Below are 22360 nucleotides of genomic sequence, written 5' to 3'. Positions count from 1 at the left end.
CCGGGCAGCTCCCGGGCGACCGAGTCCAGGGTCTCGGCGTCGAGCTCCGTGAGCTCGCCCCGTCCGAAGACGGCGGCCGAGGCCGCGATCGCCTTCTCGGTCGCCTCCTCCCCGTGCACCAGCGAGTTGACCTCCCAGGCGAGGACCTTCTGGGCCTGTCTCTTGTAGGGCTCCTCCTCGACCGAGCGCGCCAGCTCCTCGATCTCGGCCCGGGTCTTGAACGTGAAGACCTTGAGCCGGTCGACCACGTCCGCGTCGGCCGTGTTGAGCCAGAACTGGTAGAAGGCGTACGGCGAGGTGAGCTCCGGGTCAAGCCACACCGCGTTGCCCTCGGACTTGCCGAACTTCGTGCCGTCCGAGTTGGTGATCAGCGGGGTGCCCACGGCGTGCACGGCCACGCCCTCCACCTTGCGGATCAGGTCGGTCCCGGAGGTCAGGTTCCCCCACTGGTCGGATCCCCCGGTCTGCAGGGTGCACCCGTGGTCGCGGTAGAGGTTCAGGTAGTCCAGTCCCTGCAGGATCTGGTAGCTGAACTCGGTGTAGGAGATGCCCTCCTCCGAGTTCAGCCGCTTGGCCACGATGTCCTTCTTGATCATCGTGCCGACCCGGAAGTGCTTGCCGATGTCGCGGAGGAAGTCGATGGCCGACAGCTGGGAGGTCCAGTCCAGGTTGTTGACCATCACGGCCCGGTTCTCGCCCTCGAAGGAGAGGAAGCGCTCGACCTGGGCGCGCAGCAGGTCCACCCACTGCGCGACCGTCTCCCGGGAGTTCAGGACCCGCTCGGAGCTCTGCCGCGGGTCCCCGATCAGACCGGTGGACCCGCCCACGAGCCCGATCGGGTGGTGGCCGGCGAGCTGGAGCCGGCGCATGAGCAGCAGCTGCACCAGGTGCCCGAGGTGCAGGGACGCCGCGGTGGGGTCGAACCCGCAGTAATAGGTGACCTTCTCCTCCGCGAGCGACCGCTCGAGGGCCGCCTCGTCGGTCGACACGTGCACGAGGCCGCGCCACAGCAGCTCCTGCCACACGTTGGCGAAGGACGGATCGTTGTGCTGGAGGTCCAGGTCTATTGCGTTCGACACGGCTTCCAAGGTACCAGGACGCGGAGGGGGATCCCCTCCGCGTCCCGGTGACACCGGTGGTCCGGGCTCAGTACCGCTCGAGACCGGCCGGGAGCTGCCGGGCCGCCACGACGCGCAGCCGCTGGGTGGGCCGGGTCATGGCCACGTACAGGTTGCCCACCCCGCCGCCGACCTCCTCGACGAGCGCCTGCGGTTCGACGACCACCACCGAGTCGAACTCGAGTCCCTTGGCGTCCCATGCGGAGAGCACCACGACCTGCCGGTCCAGCCGGCGGACCCCGGCCCCCACGAGTCCGGGCAGGGCTCCGGCGAGCGCGGTGCCGATCTCCTGCACGCGGTCCTCGGGCACGATCACGGCGACGAGCCCGCCGTTGACGAGCTCGAGCTCTGCGCGCACCTGCTCGAGCACGCCGTCGGCCACGTCCGCGGCGTCGACGCGCCGCACGATCGGCGCCTCACCGTCGCGGACGGCGCGCGGGGCGGAGATGTCCAGGCCGGCGGCCCGGGCGACGTCGACCGCGGCCTCCGCGATGGCGGCGGGGGTGCGGTAGTTGACCGTGAGCTCGTCGAGGGCGAACCGCTCCCCCACGAAGGGCTCGAGGGCGTCCTGCCAGCTGCGGGCGGCGGTGGCCGAGCCCGCCTGGGCGATGTCGCCGACCACGGTGAACGACTTCATGGGGCACCGGCGCATCAGCACGCGCCACTGCATCGGCGAGAGCTCCTGGGCCTCGTCGACGACCACGTGCCCGTACGCCCACGTGCGGTCCGAGGTCGCGGCCTCGGCCGCGGTCATCCGGTGCTGGGTCACCGCGTTGAAGTCCGTGAGCTGGGCCGCGGTCACGATGCCGTCCGCCCCGACGTCCTCGAGGCTCTGGTGCATGTTCTGCAGTGCGTGCTCGGCGTTGTCCGTGGCCTTGCGATGCTCGCGCTCCGCCTCGGCCCGCCGGCGCACCCCGGCCTCCTCGAGGTCGCCCAGCAGCTCGGCGGCCTCGTCCAGCAGCGGCACGTCCGCCACGGTGAAGGGGGCGTCGGCCGGGCGCAGCAGGGCGTCGACCTGTGCGGCGTCCAGGTGCGGGGCGGCGGACTCGAGGTAGTGCCGCTTGCTGAACAGCTGGCCGATGAGGGTCTGGGGCGACAGCGGCATCCACGCGAGGTTGAGCGCGATCCGCACGTCGCGGGACTGCCGGATGTCCTCCGCGAGGTAGGAGCGGTCCATGACGTTGCCGCTCGTGGTGTTGAGGTGCTCGCCGAGCTGCTCGGTGAGCTCCCGCAGCGCGATCTTCACGAAGGTGTTGCGCGCCTCGTTGTGCGGCTTCCCGGTGGCGCGGGCCTTGTCCCGGGCGCGCTTGACCGTGCGCGGGGTGAGGGTGACGCGGTGGGTGTCGACGCGCAGGACCTGGTCCTGCGCGGGGACCTTCTGGCGGTCGCGCACGGCGCGCGCGACGACGTCGGCCATGTCGAGGCCCGCCTTGACCCGGGAGGTGCGGGGATCGCGCTCGGGGACGGCGGCCACGCCCGGGAACAGCTCGGACAGGGAGGACATCACGACGCCGGTCTCCCCGAGCGCCGGCAGGACCCGCTCGATGTACCACATGAACGACGACGACGGACCGACGATCAGCACTCCGGCCTTGCGCAGCCGCTCCCGGTGCTCGTAGAGCAGGTACGCCGCCCGGTGCAGGGCCACGGCGGTCTTACCGGTGCCGGGCCCGCCCTGCACCACCCGGACGCCGGGCAGCGGGGCGCGGATGATCTTGTCCTGCTCGGCCTGGATGGTCGCGACGATGTCGGACATCCGCCCGGTGCGCTTCTGGTTCAGCGCCGCGAGCAGGGCGCCCTCGCCGTGGAGCACGCCCTCGTCCTCGAGCATGTCCGGGTCGAGGACGTCGTCCTCGAGCGCGGCGACGTCGCGGCCCTCGAGGATCAGGTGGCGCCGCCGCCGGATGCCCATGGGGTTCTGCGCGGTGGCCTGGTAGAACGCGGCCGCCTCGCGGGCGCGCCAGTCCACCATGAGCCGCTGGTGGTCCGCGGTGGCGAGACCGATGCGCCCGACGTACCGGCGGTCGCCGTCCTGGGCGTCCAGGCGGCCGAAGACCATCCGGTGGTCCACGGCCTCGAGCTGGGCGAGGCGGTCCTCGTAGTGGGACGCGAAGGCGTCCCGCTCCGCGCGGTTCTGGTGGTTTCCGAACGACTCGCTGCGCCGTACGGCCGCGAGCTCCGCGGCCTTCTCGGCCCGCAGCTCGTCGAGCCGGTCGTAGAGCATCGCGACGTACGCGCGCTCGACAGCCAGTTGCTCAGCCGCCATCGTGGCGACGGTCTCTGCCATGGGTGGACACCTCGTTCCGGATCGAACAGACCATCGATTCTACCGGTCCGCGGGCGTTCGCACGGCGCAGAGACCGTGCGATGCGTAACAGGGGCCGTTCCTGGGTCCGACGCCCCTGGTCAGACCCGGTACAGGGCCCGGACGCGGTGCCCGCCGAGCTGGCTGCGGCCCCGCAGGTCGGTGAGCTCCATGATCAGCCCGAAGCCGGCGACGTGCAGCCCGGCCCGGTGCAGCAGCTGCGCCGTGGCCCCGAGGGTGCCGCCGGTCGCGAGGATGTCGTCGAGCACGAGCACACGGGCGCCGCGGGGGACGTCGTCGGTGTGGATCTCCAGCACCGCCGAGCCGTACTCCAGGACGTACTCCTCGCGGTAGGTCTCCCGCGGCAGCTTCCCGGCCTTGCGCACCGGGATGAGGCCCAGGCCCGTCGTGTAGGCCACGGCCCCGGCCATCAGGAAGCCGCGGGCCTCGATGCCGGCGACGTAGTCGAACTGGCCGCGGAAGGCGTCGGCCAGGGCGTCGACGGTCCGCCGGAAACCGGCGCCGTCCGCGAACAGGGGCGTCAGATCGCGGAAGAGGACCCCCGGTTCCGGGTAGTCGGGGATCTTCACGCACAGGCGCTCGATCATCTGCTCAACGGATTCAGTCACGCCGCTCATGCTAGCCGCCCGGGCCCGGCGCGGGCTCAGCGGCGCCGGCGCGGGACCGCCGGCCGGTACGAGGAGACGGACGGCTCACCGGGGAGCCACCACCGCCAGGGGAACTCCGGGGTCCCGCCTGGCCCGGACACCCCGGTGCGCGGGCCGCGGCCGGCAGGGGCCCCGCCCTCGGCGCCGGGCAAGCGCAGGAAGAAGCCCGGCGCCGCGGCGTCCTCCCCCGCGGCGAGCGCGGCGCCGTCGTGGGTCCGGTCGATGCCCAGGGCCTTGGCGAGGTTGCCGGGCCCCCGGGCCAGTGCGGCGTCCGGGACGGGGCTCGTGCGGCCCACCGCGCGGCGGGCGCGGGCCAGTTCCATCCCCTTGACGACCTCGCCGGCCCGCAGCAGGCACCCGCCGGCGGTGCCCTCGGGCCGGCAGACCAGGTTCACTGCGTGGTGCATCCCGTACGTGAAGTACACGTAGACGTGGCCGGGCGGGCCGAACATCGAGGCGTTGCGCGCGGTCCGTCCGCGCCACGTGTGCGCCCCGGGGTCCGGCAGGTCGGAGCCGTCCGGACCGCCGTACGCCTCGACCTCCGTGATCCGCAGGACCACGGCGCCCTCGCCGGTCCGGTGGCCGAACAGGCCGCCGAGCAGCCGCGGGGCCACCTCGGGAGCCGGCCGGGACAGCAGCTCGAGCAGCGCCGGCCCGGTGACCGGCCCGGCGCTGCTCATCCGGCGACGATCGGAACCCGGCGCGAGAACGCCGCGGCCTCGGCCACCTGGTCCTCGAGCTCGCGGATCTGCGCGGCCACGGCCGACGGCGCGGTGCCGCCCTGGGCGCTGCGCGAGGCCAGCGAGCCCTCGACGGTGAGCACCTCGCGCACGCCCGGGGTGAGCCGGGTCGAGATCGCGGCGAAGTCCTCGTCGGAGAGGTCCCACAGCTCCACGCCGCGCTGCTCGCACACCCGCACGGCGTCGCCGGCGATCTCGTGGGCGTCCCGGAAGGGCACGCCCTGGCGCACGAGCCACTCCGCGACGTCCGTGGCGAGGGCGAAGCCCTGCGGGGCGAGCTCCGCCATCCGCTCGGTGTTGAACGCCAGCGTGCCGATCATCCCGGCCACGGCGGGCAGCAGCACCTCGAGCTGGTCGATCGCGTCGAAGACCGGTTCCTTGTCCTCCTGGAGATCCCGGTTGTACGCCAGCGGCAGGCCCTTGAGCGTGGCCAGCAGGCCCGTGAGGTCCCCGATCAGCCGGCCCGCCTTGCCGCGGGCGAGCTCGGCGACGTCCGGGTTCTTCTTCTGCGGCATGATCGAGGACCCCGTGGAGAAGGCGTCGTCGAGGGTGACGAAGGAGAACTCCTTGGTGGCCCACGTGGTGATCTCCTCGGAGATCCGGGACATGTCCACGGAGATCATCGCGGTGACCCAGGAGAACTCGGCGTAGACGTCCCGGGCGGCCGTGCCGTCGATGGAGTTGTGCACGGCGGAGTCGAAGCCCAGCTCCGCGGCCACCGCGGCGGGGTCCAGCCCCAGCGAGGAACCGGCGAGCGCGCCGGAGCCGTAGGGCGAGACCGCGGCGCGAGCGTCCCAGTCGACGAGGCGCTGCACGTCGCGGAGCATCGCCCACGCGTGCGCGAGCAGGTGGTGGGACAGGAGCACGGGCTGGGCGTGCTGGAGGTGGGTGCGACCGGGCATCGGGGCCTCCGGGTGGGCCTTCGCCTGGTCCAGGAGGGCCTGCACGACGTCGAGGACGTTGCGGGCGATGATCGCGGCGTGGTCGCGCAGGTACATCCGCCCGAGCGTGGCGATCTGGTCGTTGCGGGAGCGGCCGGCGCGCAGCTTGCCGCCGAGCTCGGGGCCGGCCCGCTCGATGAGCCCCCGTTCGAGGGAGCCGTGGACGTCCTCGTCGGAGGGGGCCGGCGCGTAGGCCCCGGAGCGGACGTCCGCCTCCAGGCGGTCGAGCGCCTCGAGCATGCCCTCGAGCTCGCCGGCGCTCAGCAGCCCCGCCGTGTGCAGGACCCGGGCGTGGGCGCGGGAGCCCGCGATGTCGTAGGGGGCCAGCCGCCAGTCGAAGTGCGTCGACCGGCTGAGGGCCGCGAGGGCGTCGGCCGGTCCCCCGGCGAACCGCCCGCCCCAGAGCGCGCCCTCGTTGGTCCCGTGCTTGTCCTGCTGCGCCATGTCTCTCCTCGTTCCGTCCTGGCCGTCCCGTCCTGGCCGTCCCGTCCGTCCGGACCGGACGCGGTGCTCCGGCGTGCGCGGAGGGCCCCACCGCCACGATGGGGCCCTCCGCCGTCGTGCCCGTTCCTGCTGGGGACGAGCCTACGTGGTCGTGGTCTGCATGCCCTCGGCCGCGAGCCGCTGCTCGCGGGACGCCGCGACCTTCGAGGACATGCCGAACAGCTCGATGAACCCGCGGGCCTGGGACTGGTCGAACGCGTCGCCCTCGTCGTAGGTGGCCAGGTTGAAGTCGTACAGGGAGGTGTCCGAGCGGCGGCCGGTGACCGTGGCCTGGCCGGCGTGCAGGGTCATCCGGATGTCGCCGTCCACGTACTTCTGGGTGTCCTGGATGAACGCGTCGAGGGACTGCTTGAGCGGGGAGAACCACTGGCCGTCGTAGACGAGCTCGGTCCAGCGCTGCGTGGCCATGCGCTTGAAGCGGGCCTGCTCGCGCTCGACCGTCACGTTCTCCAGCTCCCGGTGCGCGGCGATGAGGGCCATGGCGCCGGGGGCCTCGTAGACCTCGCGGGACTTGATGCCCACGAGCCGGTCCTCCACGATGTCGATCCGGCCCACGCCCTGGGCCCCGGCGCGCCGGTTCATCTCCTGGATCGCCTGCAGCGGTGTGACGGGCTGGCCGTCGAGGGCCACCGGGATGCCGCCCTTGAAGCTGATCACGACCTCGTCGGCCGGCGGCGGGAACGTGGGGTCGTCCGTGTAGTCGTAGACGTCCTTCGTGGGGGCGTTCCAGATGTCCTCGAGGAACCCGGTCTCCACGGCACGGCCCCACACGTTCTGGTCGATCGAGAAGGGGTTCTTCTTGGTCGTGGCGATGGGCAGGTGGTGCTTCTCTGCGTAGTTGATGGCCTTGTCGCGGGTCAGGGCGAGATCACGGACCGGGGCGATGCACTTGAGCTCGGGGCCCAGCGTCTGGATGCCCACCTCGAAGCGGACCTGGTCGTTGCCCTTGCCGGTGCAGCCGTGGGCCACGGTGGAGGCGCCGAAGCGCTTCGCGGCGGCCACGAGGTGCTTGACGATCACCGGGCGGGACAGCGCGGAGACCACGGGGTAGGCGTCCATGTACAGGGCGTTCGCCTGCAGCGCCGGCATGCAGTACTCCGCGGCGAACTCGTCGCGGGCGTCGGCCACGTAGGCCTCGACGGCGCCGCAGTCGAGGGCGCGGCGCCGGATGGTCTCCAGGTCCTCGCCGCCCTGCCCGACGTCGACGGCCACGGCGATGACCTCGGCCCCCGTCGCCTCGCCGATCCAGCCGATGGCCACGGAGGTGTCGAGGCCTCCGGAGTAGGCCAGCACAACGCGCTCGGTCACGGTGTTCTCCTTCGTCAGTGGTCCGGGCGCCACGACGTGGCCCCGCCTTCTGTGCATGACTATACACGGCCACTTGTATTTATGCATACTTCGCGAGCCGGCCGCCGCGCTCACCGGCACACTCCCCCGGTCGCGGCCTTGACGCCCCCGGCACCCGGTGGTCGACTGGTTGCCGGCCGACCGGCACTCCCCCGACACGCCCCCCACCTGCACCGGCGCGACGCGCCACTCCGCAATTATGAATCGCTAGCAATAGCCTGGCGGTTCCGACATACTGGACGCGAGGTGTCGTCCTCACCGATGAGCACACCCGGGCAGGCAGGCGCGCTCGCGCCCCGGCCCTCCCGGACACCCTGTCCCGACCCCGAGAGGAACCCCATGACGAACGTTCCCGACCAGACCCTGACCACGCGCCAGGGCCACCCGGTCCACGACAACCAGAACACCCGCACCGTGGGCTCGCGCGGGCCCGCGACCCTCGAGAACTACGCGTTCCTCGAGAAGATGAGCCACTTCGACCGCGAGCGCATCCCCGAGCGCGTGGTCCACGCCCGCGGCACCACGGCCTTCGGCTACTTCGAGGCCTACGGCAAGTTCGGCGACGAGCCCATCGCCAAATACACCCGCGCGAAGCTCTTCCAGGAGGCCGGCAAGCGCACCGAGACCGCCGTGCGCTTCTCCACCGTGGCCGGCGGCCGCGACTCCTCCGAGGTCGCCCGCGACCCCCGCGGCTTCGCCGTGAAGTTCTACACCGAGGACGGCAACTGGGACCTCGTCGGCAACAACCTCGGCGTCTTCTTCATCCGTGACGCCATCAAGTTCCCGGACTTCATCCACTCCCAGAAGCCGGACCCCGTGAACTTCGAGGCCGGCGTCGCCAACCGCGCCTTCGACTTCTGGAGCCAGTCGCCCGAGGCGATGCACATGGTCACGATCCTGTTCTCCCCGCGCGGGATCCCGGCGGACTACCGCCACCAGCAGGGCTTCGGCGTGAACACCTACAAGTGGGTCAACGCCGCCGGCGAGTCCGTGCTGGTGAAGTACCACTGGATCCCGAAGCAGGGCGTGAAGTCGCTGACCTCCGAGGACGCGGCGAACATCCAGGCCCAGACCCTGGGCTCGCACACCAAGGACCTCTACGACGCGATCGAGGCCGGCGACTACCCCGAGTGGGAGCTGCAGGTGCAGGTCATGGAGGACCACGACCACCCCGAGCTGGACTTCGACCCGCTGGACGACACCAAGGTGTGGCCGGAGGAGCTGTTCCCGCCGAAGCCGGTCGGGCGCATGGTCCTCGACCGCAACCCGCAGAACTTCTTCGCGGAGAACGAGCAGATCGCCTTCGGCACCGGCGTGCTGGTGGACGGGCTCGACTTCTCCGACGACAAGATGCTCGTGGGCCGCACCTTCTCCTACTCGGACACCCAGCGCTACCGCGTGGGCCCGAACTACCTGCAGCTGCCGGTCAACGCGCCGAAGGCCCCGGTGGCCACCAACCAGCGCGACGGCCAGATGGCCTACGGCGTGGACGTGGCTCCCGGCCAGAACCCGCACGTGAACTACGAGCCGTCCATCATCGGCGGCGTGCAGGAGACCCCGAAGCCCGAGGGCTACCAGCCCGAGGTCGGCCCCGAGCTCAACGCGCGCCTGACCCGCGCCCAGATCGAGCGGACCAACGACTACAAGCAGGCCGGCGAGCGCTTCCAGCTCCAGGAGGACTGGGAGAAGGAGGAGCTCATCGCCAACCTGCTCGGCGCCCTGTCCCAGTGCGACCGCCCGATCCAGGAGCGCATGGTCTGGCACTTCTACATGATCGAGGACGAGATGGGCCGGCTCGTGGGCGACGGCATCGGCGTCTCCCTCGAGGACGTCAAGGACCTGGCCCCGCTGTCCACCCAGCGCCTGACCGAGGAGGAGCAGCAGCGCCTGGCCAACCTCGGCAACAACGGCCCTCGGAGCGTGGCGGGGCTGACCATGACCCACTGCGTGCCCAACGAGCACGTGCGCGTGGAGCGCGAGCCGCAGCCGGCGAGCCCCGCGATGATGTCCAACTGACCCCGGGGCAGGCGCCCCGCAGGGGCGCCTGCCCCGGGGTCCTGGTGGACCCGCCAGAGGTAGGGGCGCCTGCCCCGGGGTCCTGGTGGACCCGCCAGAGGTAAGGGGCCGGCCGCGTTCCAGCGGCCGGCCCCTTCCGCGTGCGCGCTCAGCCGCGGCGCCCGGCTCCCTCGAGGTCGAGGGAGCGCTTGAGGATCTTGCCGGTCGGGCCCTTCGGCAGCTCGTCGACCACCTTGTAGTAGCGCGGGTGCTTGTACCTGGCCACGCGCTCGCGGACGAAGGCGTCCAGCTCGTCGACCTTCGCGTCCTGCGCCTCCTCGGGCACGTCGCGGAAGGCGACGACGGCGGCGACCTCCTCGCCCATGGCCTCGTCCGGGACCCCGACCACCGCGGCCTCGGCGATGCCGGGGAACTGGTAGATCACTTCCTCGACCTCGCGGGGATAGACGTTGTAGCCGCCGCGCAGGACCATGTCCTTCTTGCGGTCCACGATGTAGTAGAAGCCGTCCTCGTCCACCCGGGCGAGGTCCCCCGTGTAGAACCAGCCGTCTCGGATCGCGGCCTCGGTGGCCTCGGGGTTGCGCCAGTACCCGGCCATCACGTACTCCCCCGCCACGGCGAGCTCGCCGACCTCCCCGACGGGGACCTCCTCGCCGAGGTCGTCCACGACCCTCAGTTGCGCCCCTCGCACCACGGTGCCGATCGACCCCGGCCTCCGCCCGTGCTCCTGCTGGTTGAAGCACACCACCGGGGAGGTCTCGGAGAGGCCGTAGCCCTCGTAGATCGGCGCCCCGAAGACCTTCTCGAAGCGCTCCAGGACCTCGACCGGCAGCGGGGACCCGCCCGAGACGCCGGCCCGCAGGTGCGGCATCTCGACCGGGCCCTCCCCCGCCGCGGAGAGCAACGCCACGTACATGCTCGGCACCCCGGCGAAGACCGTGACCTCGTCCCGCGCCAGGATCTCCAGCGCCCGGGCCGGGTCGAAGCGCGGCAGCAGCGTGACGGCCGCCCCGGCCCGGACGACGCCGTTGAGCGCCACGGTCTGGCCGAACACGTGGAAGAACGGCAGAGCCCCGAACATCACGTCCTCGGGCCCCAGGTCGAAGAGGCTCGCGGACAGCTCCGCGTTGGTCCGCAGGTTGTGGTGCGTCAGGACGGCGCCCTTGGGCCGGCCCGTGGTCCCGGAGGTGTAGAGCAGGACGGCGGGCTCGTCGTCGTCGCGGTCGGCGACGCCGGGGCGCGGCGGGACGTCCCCGAGCGCCTGCAGCGTACCGGCGGCCGAGATCTCGACCACCGGGACGTCCCGGTCCAGCTCGGCGACCGCGGCCCGGGTGGCCTCGGCCATGGCCTCCCAGACCAGCACCAGGGACACCTCGGCGTCCGCGAAGTGGTACGCCAGCTCCCGGGGGCTGAGGAGGGGGTTGAGGGGCACGACCACGCCGCCCGCGCGCAGGATCCCGTAGTAGGCGATCGGCATGTGCGGGACGTTGGGCAGGATCATGGCCACCCGGTCCCCCGCCCCGATGCCGCTGGAGGCGAGCATCGACGCGACCCGGGCGGACAGGTCGTCGAGAGCCCCGTAGGTCAGGACCTTGTCGTCGAGGACCACGGCCCGGGACCCGGGACGGGCCTTTGCCGTGTCGGTGAGCAGGGTGGCGAGATTCGTCATGGGGGAACTCCGGATCCCCGGTGCACGGGCACCGGCGCGAGGGACGGGCGGGAGGTGAGCTGTGTCACACGAGCGTGCCAGTCGGTTACTGCAACGTCAAGACCCGGGTATTCCGGGGACCGAGCGTGTCGCAGTCCCCGCCTTCGATAAACTGCCCTGCAGGAGCATCATCCGACCGACCACGTAAGGACCACCCGTGACCGAGACCCCCCAGCAGCCCCAGGACCAGGCGGCACCCCAGCTGACCGAGGAGGAGATGGCCTACGTGCTCTCCCTGTTCGAGATGGCCCGGACCGGCGACACCGAGAACCTCCTGCCGGCCGTGCGCGCGGGCGTCCCGGTCAACCTCACCAACGGCAAGGGCGACACCCTGCTCGTCCTCGCGGCCTACCACCAGCGCGAGGAGACCGTCACGGCGCTGCTCGAGGCCGGGGCGGATCCCGACCGGGTCAACGACAACGGTCAGACCGCGCTGATGAGCGCGGTCTTCCGCGGCAACGAGACGATCGTCCGGGCGCTGCTCGAGGCCGGGGCCTCCCAGACGGCGGGCGCCCACTCCGCCCTGGACTTCGCCCGGGTCTTCGAGCGCACGGACCTCGTCCCCGTGCTGGAGGAGTACACGGCCCGCTGAGGCCGCGGGACGCCCGCCGGCCGCTCAGGCGAGGCGCTCCACCTCGCGCTTGAGGATCTTGCCGGTGGGCCCCTTCGGCAGCGCGTCCACCACCCGGTAGAGCCGCGGGCGCTTGTAGGACGCCACGCGCTCCCGCACCCAGGACCGCAGCTCGGGCACCAGGCGCTCGCTGTCCGGGGCGGCCTCGGCCGTGAGCACCACGAACGCGGCGACCTCCTGGCCCTGCACGTCGTCCGGGACGCCGACCACGGCGACCTCGGCGACCGCGGGGTGCTCGTACAGCGCCTCCTCGACCTCCCGGGGATACACGTTGTAGCCGCCGCGCAGGATCATGCCCTTCTTGCGGTCGACGACGAAGTAGCAGCCGTCCTCGTCCGCGCGGGCGAGGTCACCGGTGCGGAACCACCCGTCCCGGACCGCCTCGGCCGTGGCCGCCGGGTTGCGCCAGTAGCCGGCCATCACGTAGCGCCCCGACACGGCCAGTTCCCCCACCTCCCCGGCGGGCACCTCGGCCCCCGTGTCGTCGAGGAGGCTCAGCCGGGCGCCGGGGACGGCCGTGCCGATCGACCCCGGCCGGACGGGTCCGTCGAACTGGTTGAAGGCCACCACCGGGGACGTCTCGGACAGTCCGTAGCCCTCGTAGAGGCGGACCTCGAACGCCTCCTCGAAGCGCCGGAGCACCTCGACCGGCAGCGCCGCGCCGCGCGAGACGGCCGCCCGCAGGGCGGGGAGGACCACCGGGCGGCCCCCGGTCGCCTCCAGCAGGGCGATGTGCATGCTCGGGACCCCGGCGAGGACGGTGACGCGGTCCCGCTCCAGGATCTCCAGCACCGTGCGCGGGGCGAAGCGCGGGAGCAGGGTCACGGCGGCGCCCGCGGCGACCACGGAGTTGAGCGCCACGGTCTGGCCGAAGACGTGGAAGAAGGGCAGGCCGCCGAAGAACACGTCCTCGGGGACGATCCGGAAGAGGTCCACGACCATCTCGGCGTTGCCGAGGAGGTTGTCTTGGGTGAGCATCGCGCCCTTGGGCCGCCCCGTGGTGCCGGACGTGTAGAGCAGCACCGCCATGTCCTCCGCCGCCCGCTGCTCGAGCCCGGGCAGCGGCTCCACGCCCGCGAGCTGCTGGAGGGTGCCGGCCGCCGACAGCTCGACCACCGGCACGTCGAGGCCCAGCCGCTCGAGGGCCTCCCGCCCGGCCCCGGCCATGGCATCCCACACGACCACGGCGGACACCTCGGCGTCCTCGAAGTGGTGCGCGAGCTCGCGGGGGGTCAGCAGCGGGTGAGCGGGACCACGACCGACCCGGCGCGCAGGATCCCGTAGTAGGCGATCGGCATGTGCGGGACGTTCGGGGCGATGAGCGCGACCCGGTCCCCGGGGCGGACGCCGGCGCTGCGCAGCAGGGCCGCGGCGCGCGCCGAGAGGTCGTCGAGCTCGGCGTAGCTGAGCACGGTGTCGTCGAGCACCACGGCGGGGCGCCGCGGCAGCCGGGCGGCCGTGTCGACGAGCAGGGACGCCAGGTTCGGCATGAGGGGGTTCCTTCCGGAACGGATCAGGTGGCGGACGGTGTGGGTGACATTGCACCACACCGCCGGCCCGAGCCGGGGCCGCGCGCGGGCGACCCCGCCGTGCGCGTGCGCCGGCGCCCGGAGCTCACTCGGCGAGCTCGAGGAAGCGGCGGGCCACGGCGGGGCCGCCCTCGGCCTCCCGGCACACCACCATGATCGTGTCGTCGCCGGCGATGGTGCCGAGGACGGCGGGGAGCACGGACGTGTCGATGGCGGACGCGAAGTACTGGGCGGCCCCCGGCGGGGTGCGCAGCACCACCAGGTTCGCGCTCGCCTCGGCGGTGACCAGCAGCTCCCGGCACAGGCTGGCCAGGCGCGCGTCGAGCACCTCCTGGGTGATCCCGGAGGCGGGTGAGCGGTCGGCCCCGGCCTGCGGGACGGCGTAGACGAGGGCCCCGGAGCCGTCGCGGACCCGGACGGCCCCGAGCTCCACGAGGTCGCGCGAGAGCGTGGCCTGGGTGACCTGCACGCCGTCCTCGGCCAGCCGCGCGGCCAGCTCGGCCTGCGAGTGGATCGCCCCGCCGGTCACGAGGGCCACGATCCGGGCCTGCCGGGCGGTCTTGGTGGCGGGGATGCTCATGCCGGGACGGCAGGGGCGTCGGCGGCGTCCAGGTCGTACCGGCCGGAGCGGGCCATGAGCCACACGAGGAGGGCCTTCTGGGCGTGCAGCCGGTTCTCCGCCTCGTCCCACACCACGGACTGCGGGCCGTCGATGACCTCGGCCGCGACCTCGGAGCCGCGGAACGCGGGCAGGCAGTGCAGGAACAGCGCCCCGGGCGCGGCGAGGCCCATCGCGGCGGCGTCCACGGAGTACTTCCGGAAGATCTGCGCCCGGGCCTCCGTCTCGGCCTCATGCCCCATGGACACCCAGGTGTCGGTGCAGACCACGTCAGCGCCGGTGAGTGCCTCGGCGGGGTCCGTGGTCACGCGCACGGACCCGCCGGTGCGTGCGGCGCGCTCCTCGGCGGCGCGCACCACCGCGGGGTCCGGGTGGTGGCTCCGCGGGCCGGCCACGCGCACGTGCATCCCGGCGGTGGCCCCGCCCAGCAGGTAGGAGTGGGCCATGTTGTTGGCGGCGTCCCCGAGATACGCGAAGGTCAGCCCGGCGGGGTCCCCCCGGTGCTCCCGGACGGTGAGGAGGTCCGCCAGGATCTGGCACGGGTGGTAGGCGTCGGAGAGCCCGTTGACCACGGGCACGGTCGAGGCCGCGGCCATCTCCTCCAGGCCGGACTGGGCGTAGGTCCGCCACACGATCGTCGAGACCATGCGGGAGAAGACGCGCGCGGTGTCCGCCACGCTCTCCTTGCCCAGCTGGGACTCCCCCGGGTTGATCATCAGCGGATTGCCGCCGAGGTCGGCGATCCCGGCGGAGAACGAGACCCGGGTGCGGGTCGAGGTCTTGTCGAAGATCACGGCCACGGTCTGCGGCCCCGCGTAGGGCCGGTGGGCCCAGCGGTCGGCCTTGAGGCGGATGGCGAGCTCGAGCACCTCCGCCTGCTCCTGCTGGGAGAGATCGGTGTCGACGAGGAAGTGGCGGGGGGTCATGGACGGGTTCATGCTTCTTTCGGCGGGGTGTCGGCCGGGGCCGCGGCGGGGGCCGTGACGGCGGCGGTGGCGGCGCTCAGGATCGTGGGGAGCGCGTCGAGGAAGGTGCTCGCCTGTTCCTGGGTGAGGATCAGGGGCGGGGCCAGGCGCAGGGTCGAGGGACCGGTCGCGTTGACGATGAACCCGGCGTCCCGGGCGGCGTCGACCACGGCGGGGCCGAACGGGGCGGTGGCCCCCTCGGGGACCCGGAGGTCGGCACCGATCAGCAGCCCGCGCTGGCGCACGTCCCCGATCCCGGGGACCGCGCGCAGTCCCTCGCCGAGCACGGCGCCCACGGCGCGGGCGTGCTCGAGCAGGCCGTCCTCCTCGATCACCGTCACGGTCGCGAGACCCGCGGCGGTGGCGGGCGGGTTGCCGCCGAACGTCGTGCCGTGCTGACCGGCGCCGAGCAGCGCGGAGACCTCCGCGCCGACGGTCAGCATCGCGCCGATCGGGAAGCCGCCGCCGAGCCCCTTGGCCAGGGTGATCGCGTCCGGCAGGTCCTCCCCGGTGAGCTCCGCGGAGGAGGCGAACCAGCTGCCGGTGCGGCCCATCCCGGTCTGCACCTCGTCCACGACGAGCAGCGCGCCGTGCCGGCGGGTGAGCTCCCGGGCCCGCCGGAGGTAGCCCTCGGGCAGCTCGCGCACGCCGGCCTCGCCCTGGACAGGCTCCACGATCAGCGCGGCGACGGTCCCGTCGAGGTGCTCCTCGAGGGCCTCGACGGTCGCGGGGATGTGCCGCACCCCGCCGGGCAGGGGCTCGAAGGGCGCCCGGTAGGCCTCCTTGGCGGTCAGGGCGAGCGCGCCCATGGTGCGGCCGTGGAAGGCGGACTCGAGGGCGAGGACGGTGCCGCGGGGCCGGCCGTCCGGGCCGGGGTGCTCGTGGCCGTGGCGGCGGGCCAGCTTGAACGCGGCCTCGTTGGCCTCCGCCCCGGAGTTCGCGAAGAAGACGTGGGAGCCCGCGGGCGCGCCGGCCAGGGACAGCAGCTTCCCGGCGAGGGCGATCTGCTGGGGGGAGGTGAAGAAGTTGGAGACGTGTCCGAGGGTGGCCAGCTGCCGGGAGACGATCTCCACCCAGCGCGGGTGGGCGTGGCCGAGGGCGTTGACGGCGATGCCGGCGAGCAGGTCGAGGTAGTCCCGGCCGTCGGCGTCGGTGACCACGGCTCCCCTGCCGTGGGTGAGGACGAGCGACGGGTTGCCGAAGACGCCGAGCAGCGAGTCGGCGTACTCGCCGAGCAGGGCGGTCTGGGCGGAGTACCGGGAGGTGGTGTGCTGGGCGGTCATGACGATGCTCCGTGGTCGGGGACGAGCTGGGTTCCGATGCCGGTGTCGGTGAAGATCTCGAGCAGGCACGCGTGCGGGCTGCGCCCGTCGACGATGGACGCCCGGCGCGCCCCGCCCTCCACGGCCCGCAGGGCCGCCTCCATCTTGGGGATCATCCCGGCCTGCAGGCCCGGGAGCATCGCGCGCAGCTCGGAGGCGGAGAGGGACGCGATGAGCGAGTCCTTGTCGGGCCAGTCCGCGTAGAGGCCCTCGACATCGGTGAGGGCCACGAACTTCTCGGCGCGCAGGGCCACGGCCACGGCGGCGGCGGCCGTGTCCGCGTTGACGTTGAGGATCTCCCCGGTGGGGCGTCCGCGCGCGTCCACCTCGGGCGCCACCGAGGAGATGACGGGGATCCGCCCGGCCTCGAGGAGCTGGACGACGGGCTCGGGGTTGACGCCGACGACCTCGCCCACGTGGCCGAGGTCCACCTCCTCGCCGTCCACCACGGTGCCCCGGCGGACCGCGCGGAACAGCTCGGCGTCCTCCCCCGAGAGCCCGACGGCGTACGGGCCGGTGGCGTTGAGCAGGGAGACGAGCTCCCGCTGGACCTGCCCGGTCAGCACCATGCGGATGGCGTCCACGGCCTCCCGGGACGTGACCCGCAGCCCGCCGCGGAACTCCGACTCGATGCCCAGCCGCTCCAGCATGCGGGTGATCTGCGGACCGCCGCCGTGCACCACGACCGGCTTGATCCCGACGTGACGCAGGAACACCATGTCCTCCGCGAAGGCCTGCCGCAGCGGCTCGGACACCATGGCGTTGCCGCCGTACTTGAAGACCATCACGGACCCGGTGTAGCGCTGGATCCAGGGCAGGGCCTCCATCAGGGTGCCCGCCTTCAGCTGGGCGGTCTCGTAGCGGGTCGGGTCACTCGGGTCGGTCATGGTTCTCCTGCGCCGTCGGTCGGTGCTGTCCTGGTGGGCGGGCTGGTCAGCTGGAGTAGGCGCTGTTCTCCTCGACGTAGTCGTGGGTGAGGTCGTTGGTCCAGACGGTGGCGTCGGCGTCCCCGGCCTTGAGGTCGACCAGGACGGTCACCTTGCGCCCGGCCGCCAGGTCCACACCCTCGCGCGGGTCCCCGATCATGCCGTTGCGGCAGACCATGACCCCGTTGATGGTGACGTCGAGCTGGTCGGGGTCGAACGCGGCGTCGGTGGTGCCGACCGCGGACAGGACGCGCCCCCAGTTGGGGTCGTTGCCGAAGATCGCGGCCTTGAAGAGGTTGGAGCGGGCCACGGAGCGGCTCACGTCCTCCGCCTGCTTCTCGGTCACGGCGTTGACCGTGGTGATCTCGATGTCGTGGGACGCGCCCTCGGCGTCCGTGATGAGCTGCTGGGCCAGCGAGTGGCACACCGCCGTCACGGCCTGGCTGAACTCGAACTCGTCCGGGGTGATCCCGGAGGCGCCCGAGCCGAGCAGGACCACGGTGTCGTTGGTCGACATGCAGCCGTCGGAGTCGGTGCGGTTGAACGTGACCTTCACCGCGTCCTCGAGCGCCCACTGCAGGGCGTCCGAGGAGAGTTCGGCGTCGGTCGTGAGCACCACGAGCATCGTGGCCAGACCGGGGGCGAGCATGCCCGCGCCCTTGGCCATGCCGCCGACCGTCCATCCGTCCCGGACGTAGGCGGCCTGCTTGGAGACGGAGTCGGTGGTCATGATGGCCCGGGCCGCGGCGGACCCGGCGTCGTCGTCGTCCCTGAGCGCCTCCACGACCCCGGGGAGGCCGCGCTCCATGACGTCCATGGGCAGCTGGATGCCGATGAGCCCGGTGGAGCACACCACGACGTCGCCCGCCCCGATCCCGAGCGCCTCGCCGACGAGCTCCGCGGTCCGGTGGGAGGCCTGGAACCCCTGCGGCCCGGTGCAGGCGTTGGCCCCGCCGGAGTTGAGGACCACGGCGGCGGCCCTGCCGTCGGCGGTCGCGGCCCTGGACCACTGGATGGGCGCCGCGGCGATCCGGTTGGTCGTGTACACGGCCCCCACGTGGTGCTGGGGCCCGTCGTTGACGACGAGGGCGAGGTCCGGTCCGCCGGAGTCCTTGAAGCCCGCCGTGGTGCCGGCCGCGCGGAAGCCCTGGGCGGCGGCCACGCCGCGGTCCGTGTCGACCTGCAGGGTGCCGGCCGGCTGCTGGGAGGGGTACGTTCTCACGGTGCGACTCCTTGGAGGGTCAGGCCGGTGTCCTCCGGCAGGCCGAGGGCGAGGTTCATGGACTGGACGGCACCGCCTGCGGTGCCCTTGACGAGGTTGTCGATGACGCACGTGACGACGACGCGCCCCGCCCGGGCGTCGAGGGCGAGCTGGAGCTGGGCGTGGTTGGACCCGGCCACCGACTTCGTCGCGGGCCACCGGCCCTCGGGCAGGACGGTGACGAACTGCTCGGCCACGTAGGCGGACTCCCAGGCCTCCCGCAGCTGTGCCGCGGTCACGCCCTCCGCGATCCGCGCGGTGGCGGTCGTGAGGATGCCCCGGGGCATGGGGGCCAGCGTCGGGGTGAAGGAGATCCGCACGCGGTGCCCCGCGGCCTTCGAGAGGCCCTGCTCGATCTCGGGGGTGTGCCGGTGGGCGCCGCCCACCCCGTACGGGCTCATCGAGCCCATCACCTCCGAGCCCAGCAGGTGGGCCTTGACCGCCCTGCCGGCCCCGGACGTGCCCGACGCTGCGACGATCACGACGTCCTCGGGCTCCAGGAGACCGGCCGCGAAACCGGGTCCCAGGGCGAGCAGGGCGCTGGTCGGGTAGCACCCGGGCACCGCGATGCGCGTGGCGCCGCGGAGCTGCTCGCGCTGGCGTGTGCCCTCGGTGTCCACGACGAGCTCGGGCAGCCCGTACGGCCACGTCCCGGCGTGCGGGGAACCGTAGAACTGGTCCCACTCCTCGGCGGAGTCGAGCCGGTGGTCGGCGCCGGCGTCGATCACCACGGTCTCCGGCGGCAGCTGCGCGGCGATCGCGGCCGAGGCGCCGTGCGGCAGAGCGAGGAAGACCACGTCGTGGTCGGCGAGGTTCTCCACCGTGGTGTCGACGAGCACCCGGTCGGAGAGGGAGTGCAGGTGCGGCTGCAGCTCCCCCAGCCGCTGGCCCGCGTTGGAATGGGCCCCCACGGCCCCGATCTCGATCTGCGGGTGACCGGCGAGGATCCTCAGGACCTCGCCGCCGGCGTAGCCGGAAGCCCCCGATACTGCTGCGCTGAACGTCATAAGGCCCACTCTAGCTCAAAGTTATGCATGGTCTTCAATAATTATGCACGCCACGGGAGACCGCCGACGTCACGGAGGAGCAGGTGCGCCCTGTGCGGAGCGCCTCGGGACCCCCGTCGTGCCGATCACGGCCGCTTTCGCATCCCCCCGGAGCGGCTCTGCGTCCGAATCTACGCTTCCCATGTGCAAATCTCGATGATTACGGGGGCATTTCCGTGCCCCCACTTGTGCTCACGCTACCCCTCGACGCCCCCTACGGGGAGAGCGCGGCCGGGCTTGCCGCCTACCATGGCAGGAGTTCCCGTCCGCGATCTCCAGGAGGTACCCGTCATGGTCCGTTCCGTCATGGTCGAGCGAGCCGGAGGCCCCGAGGTCCTGACCCTCGGCGAGCGCCCGGACCTCGAACCGGGCCCGCACCAGCTGCTCGTCGAGACCCGTGCGGCGGGGGTGAACTTCATCGAGGTCTACCAGCGCGAGGGCGTCTACCCCGTGGAGCATCCCTTCACGCCGGGCTCGGAGGGCATGGGCGTGGTGACGGGCGTGGGCTCCGAGGTGCAGCACTTCGCCCTGGGCGACCGGATCACCACGTCGCAGGCCTCCCGCACCTACGCCGACGCCTTCGTGGTGGACGCCGAGAAGGCCCTGCGCGTGCCCGCCGGCGTCTCCGACGAGGTGGCCGCGGCCGTCCCGCTGCAGGGTCTCACCGCGCACTACCTGGTCCGTTCGACGTATCCGGTCCAGGAGGGCGACGTCGCCGTGGTCACCGCGGGCGCGGGCGGGGTCGGCGGTCTCGTCGTGCAGCTGCTGAAGTCTCTCGGTGCCACGGTGATCGCCCTGGTGGGCTCCCAGGACAAGGCGGAGACCGCGCGCTCGCTGGGCGCCGACTTCGCGCTGGTGGGCTACGAGGGCTTCGCCGAGCACGTCCGGGAGGTCACCGGGGGCCGCGGCGCCGACGTCGTCTACGACTCGGTGGGCAAGGACACCTTCGACGAGTCGCTCCGGGCGCTGCGCAGGCGCGGGATGCTGGTGCTCTTCGGCGGCTCCTCCGGCCAGGTCCCCCCGTTCGACCCCCAGCGGCTCGCCCAGCACGGGTCCCTGTACATCACCCGGCCCACGCTCAACGACTACCTGCTCGACGAGCAGGAGCGGAACTGGCGCGCGGGCGAGCTCTTCGACGCCGTGCTCGACGGGTCCCTGACCGTCCGTGTCGCCGAGACGTTCCCGCTCGACCGGGCACGGCAGGCGCACGAGCTGCTCCAGTCCCGCGCCGCCCAGGGCAAGCTGCTGCTGGTCCCGTGAGCCCGGCACAGATGCACCGCTTCCTCGGCGCGGACGGCGCGCGGGACCCGTACACCCCGTACGTCGGGTGCTGCGCGGCCACCGTGGAGCACTACGACCTGGACCTCGACTACGACGTCGAGGACAACGGACTCGAGGCGAAGGCGACCCTGACCTGCCGGGCCCTGCAGGACACGGACCGGATCGAGCTGGACCTCACCGAGCTCGCCGTGACCGACGTCCGGTTCGGCACGGGCGGGCTCGGCGGTCTGCTCGGCGGCCGCAGGGTCCGCGCGGACCACCGCGGCAGCCGCCTCGTGCTGACCCTGCCGCGCGCGGTCGCCGCCGGGGAGACGTTCACGCTCACCGTGGCCTACGAGGGCTATCCCGAGTCCCTGGACGGGCCCTGGGGCGAGATCGGCTGGGCCGAGCTCGACGAGGGCGTGCTCGTCGCGGGCCAGCCCACCGGGTCCTCCACCTGGTTCCCGTGCGTCGACCACCCCTCCCACAAGGCCACCTACCGGGTCGCCGTGCACGCGGACGCGGACTACGAGGTGGTGGTGCACGGCGAGCTGGAGTCCGTGGCCGAGCGCGGAGGCGAGCGCCACTGGGTCTACACGTCCCGGGTGCCGCTGCCGCCGTACCTCGCGACCGTGCAGATCGGACCGTACGAGCGGCGGGAGCTCACGGGCTCCCGCGTCCCACAGCACCTCGTGTGCTCCAAGAAGCGGCGCAAGAAGGCGGAGAAGACGTTCGCGGAGCAGGGCCGGATGATCGAGGTGTTCAGCGACTGGTTCGGCCCCTACCCCTTCCCGAGCTACACCGTGGTCGTCGTCGACGAGTCGCTCGAGGACCCGTTCGAGTGCTACGCGTGCTCCGTGTTCGGCAAGAACCAGCTGGGCACGGACTGGGAGGAGCAGCGGCTCGTGGCGCACGAGCTGGCCCACCAGTGGTTCGGCAACAGCCTGGTCCTGTCCACGTGGCAGGACATCTGGCTCAACGAGGGGTTCGCGTCCTACTCGGAGTGGATCTGGTCCGAGTCCTCCGGCGGCAAGCCGGCCCGCTGGCACGCGGAGAAGGCCCACCGGACGCTGTCCAAGATGCGTCAGGACCTCGTCATCGGGGACCCGGGGCAGGTGCGGCTCTTCGACGACGTGGTCTACGTCCGGGGCGCCCTCACCGTCCACGCGATCCGGGAGACCGTGGGCGAGGACGCCTTCCGCGCCCTGCTGCGCAGCTGGGCCACCACCAACCGGGACGGGTGGGTGAGCACGGAGGGCTTCCGGGAGCACCTGCGCGGCTTCGTGCCCCAGCACCGGTGGGCGGAGGTCGACGGCCTGCTCGACGCGTGGCTGCTCCGCCGGGAGCTGCCCGCCCTGCCCTGAGCCGCGGCGGCTCCGGGAGCCGGGGCCCTGGGCGCCGCTCGGACGGACCTCGACGAGAACGGGCCACCGCCGGACGCTGTGCGTCCGGCG

Annotated in this window: 18 protein-coding genes and 1 pseudogene; 4 read left to right on the top strand and 15 right to left on the bottom strand. The window is 72.6% G+C overall.

From position 1 onward, the window contains the following. The 6 genes from tyrS to ACH9D2_RS19450 all read right to left on the bottom strand — a co-directional run. Positions 1-1079 (bottom strand): tyrosine--tRNA ligase (gene tyrS / locus ACH9D2_RS19475; protein ID WP_396364482.1); only part of this gene is annotated, 1079 nt, incomplete at its 3' end. 67 nt (positions 1080-1146) lie between these two features. After that, positions 1147-3405, bottom strand: coding sequence for a UvrD-helicase domain-containing protein (locus ACH9D2_RS19470; RefSeq protein WP_396364481.1), 2259 nt, complete (start codon positions 3403-3405; stop codon positions 1147-1149). A 119-nt stretch (positions 3406-3524) separates the two neighbouring features. After that, positions 3525-4061: an adenine phosphoribosyltransferase gene (locus ACH9D2_RS19465; RefSeq protein WP_396364480.1), complete on the bottom strand. Its 537-nt coding sequence runs from the start codon at positions 4059-4061 to the stop codon at positions 3525-3527. Between the two features lie 26 nt (positions 4062-4087). Continuing rightward, positions 4088-4771 carry a DNA-3-methyladenine glycosylase gene (locus tag ACH9D2_RS19460; RefSeq protein WP_396364479.1) on the bottom strand — a complete coding sequence of 228 codons (684 nt, stop codon included), beginning with the start codon at positions 4769-4771 and terminating at the stop codon, positions 4088-4090. Next, entirely contained in the window at positions 4768-6216 is a 1449-nt protein-coding gene (argH, locus tag ACH9D2_RS19455) for an argininosuccinate lyase (protein WP_396364478.1), read from the bottom strand. Before argH ends, ACH9D2_RS19460 begins: the two co-directional genes overlap by 4 nt. A gap of 141 nt (positions 6217-6357) precedes the next feature. Next, positions 6358-7584 carry an argininosuccinate synthase gene (locus tag ACH9D2_RS19450; RefSeq protein ID WP_396364477.1) on the bottom strand — a complete coding sequence of 409 codons (1227 nt, stop codon included), beginning with the start codon at positions 7582-7584 and terminating at the stop codon, positions 6358-6360. Between the two features lie 378 nt (positions 7585-7962). On the opposite strand from ACH9D2_RS19450, the gene ACH9D2_RS19445 reads away from it, so the two are divergent. After that, positions 7963-9639 carry a catalase gene (locus ACH9D2_RS19445; RefSeq protein ID WP_396364476.1) on the top strand — a complete coding sequence of 559 codons (1677 nt, stop codon included), beginning with the start codon at positions 7963-7965 and terminating at the stop codon, positions 9637-9639. 148 nt (positions 9640-9787) lie between these two features. On the opposite strand, the gene ACH9D2_RS19440 is transcribed toward ACH9D2_RS19445, so the two are convergent. Continuing rightward, positions 9788-11308 carry a long-chain-fatty-acid--CoA ligase gene (locus ACH9D2_RS19440; protein WP_396364475.1) on the bottom strand — a complete coding sequence of 507 codons (1521 nt, stop codon included), beginning with the start codon at positions 11306-11308 and terminating at the stop codon, positions 9788-9790. Between the two features lie 196 nt (positions 11309-11504). Between ACH9D2_RS19440 and ACH9D2_RS19435 the strand changes: the two genes are divergently transcribed. Continuing rightward, a complete protein-coding gene (locus ACH9D2_RS19435) occupies positions 11505-11939 on the top strand; it encodes an ankyrin repeat domain-containing protein (protein WP_396364474.1) in 435 nt (144 codons plus the stop codon). A gap of 24 nt (positions 11940-11963) precedes the next feature. Here the strand turns inward: ACH9D2_RS19435 and ACH9D2_RS19430 are convergent, their stop codons facing one another. From ACH9D2_RS19430 to argC, 8 genes and pseudogenes are all read right to left on the bottom strand, one after another. Continuing rightward, positions 11964-12272, bottom strand: a complete 309-nt coding sequence (locus ACH9D2_RS19430; RefSeq protein WP_396364483.1) for an AMP-binding enzyme — start codon at positions 12270-12272, stop codon at positions 11964-11966. A 171-nt stretch (positions 12273-12443) separates the two neighbouring features. Then, positions 12444-13468, bottom strand: a pseudogene (locus tag ACH9D2_RS19425) (AMP-binding protein); the annotation flags it as partial. Positions 13469-13592: 124 nt separating this feature from the next. Next, complete coding sequence (locus ACH9D2_RS19420) at positions 13593-14087, bottom strand: arginine repressor (RefSeq protein ID WP_396364473.1); 495 nt, start codon at positions 14085-14087, stop codon at positions 13593-13595. Continuing rightward, the gene (gene argF, locus ACH9D2_RS19415) at positions 14084-15052 is read right to left on the bottom strand and encodes an ornithine carbamoyltransferase (RefSeq protein ID WP_396364472.1); all 969 of its coding nucleotides are present in this window, start codon (positions 15050-15052) and stop codon (positions 14084-14086) included. The genes ACH9D2_RS19420 and argF overlap by 4 nt, the downstream gene beginning before the upstream one ends. A gap of 8 nt (positions 15053-15060) precedes the next feature. Further along, positions 15061-16374: an acetylornithine transaminase gene (locus ACH9D2_RS19410; RefSeq protein ID WP_396364471.1), complete on the bottom strand. Its 1314-nt coding sequence runs from the start codon at positions 16372-16374 to the stop codon at positions 15061-15063. Beyond that, positions 16371-17300 (bottom strand): acetylglutamate kinase, encoded by a 930-nt coding sequence (gene argB, locus ACH9D2_RS19405; protein WP_396364470.1) that lies wholly within the window; start codon positions 17298-17300, stop codon positions 16371-16373. Before argB ends, ACH9D2_RS19410 begins: the two co-directional genes overlap by 4 nt. Before the next feature lie 46 nt (positions 17301-17346). Then, the gene (gene argJ / locus ACH9D2_RS19400) at positions 17347-18561 is read right to left on the bottom strand and encodes a bifunctional glutamate N-acetyltransferase/amino-acid acetyltransferase ArgJ (RefSeq protein ID WP_396364469.1); all 1215 of its coding nucleotides are present in this window, start codon (positions 18559-18561) and stop codon (positions 17347-17349) included. Further along, on the bottom strand, positions 18558-19607 hold the full coding sequence (argC, locus tag ACH9D2_RS19395) for an N-acetyl-gamma-glutamyl-phosphate reductase (protein ID WP_396364468.1): 1050 nt from the start codon (positions 19605-19607) through the stop codon (positions 18558-18560). Before argC ends, argJ begins: the two co-directional genes overlap by 4 nt. Before the next feature lie 330 nt (positions 19608-19937). Between argC and ACH9D2_RS19390 the strand changes: the two genes are divergently transcribed. Together ACH9D2_RS19390 and ACH9D2_RS19385 are read left to right on the top strand one after the other, a co-directional pair. Beyond that, entirely contained in the window at positions 19938-20906 is a 969-nt protein-coding gene (locus ACH9D2_RS19390; protein ID WP_396364467.1) for a zinc-binding dehydrogenase, read from the top strand. Further along, complete coding sequence (locus ACH9D2_RS19385) at positions 20903-22270, top strand: M1 family metallopeptidase (RefSeq protein ID WP_396364466.1); 1368 nt, start codon at positions 20903-20905, stop codon at positions 22268-22270. Before ACH9D2_RS19390 ends, ACH9D2_RS19385 begins: the two co-directional genes overlap by 4 nt. Positions 22271-22360 lie beyond the last annotated feature (90 nt).

The organism is Kocuria rhizosphaericola (genome assembly GCF_044462205.1).
Taxonomy (GTDB): domain Bacteria; phylum Actinomycetota; class Actinomycetes; order Actinomycetales; family Micrococcaceae; genus Kocuria; species Kocuria rhizosphaericola.
This window is presented reverse-complemented; position numbering and strand designations above follow the sequence as displayed.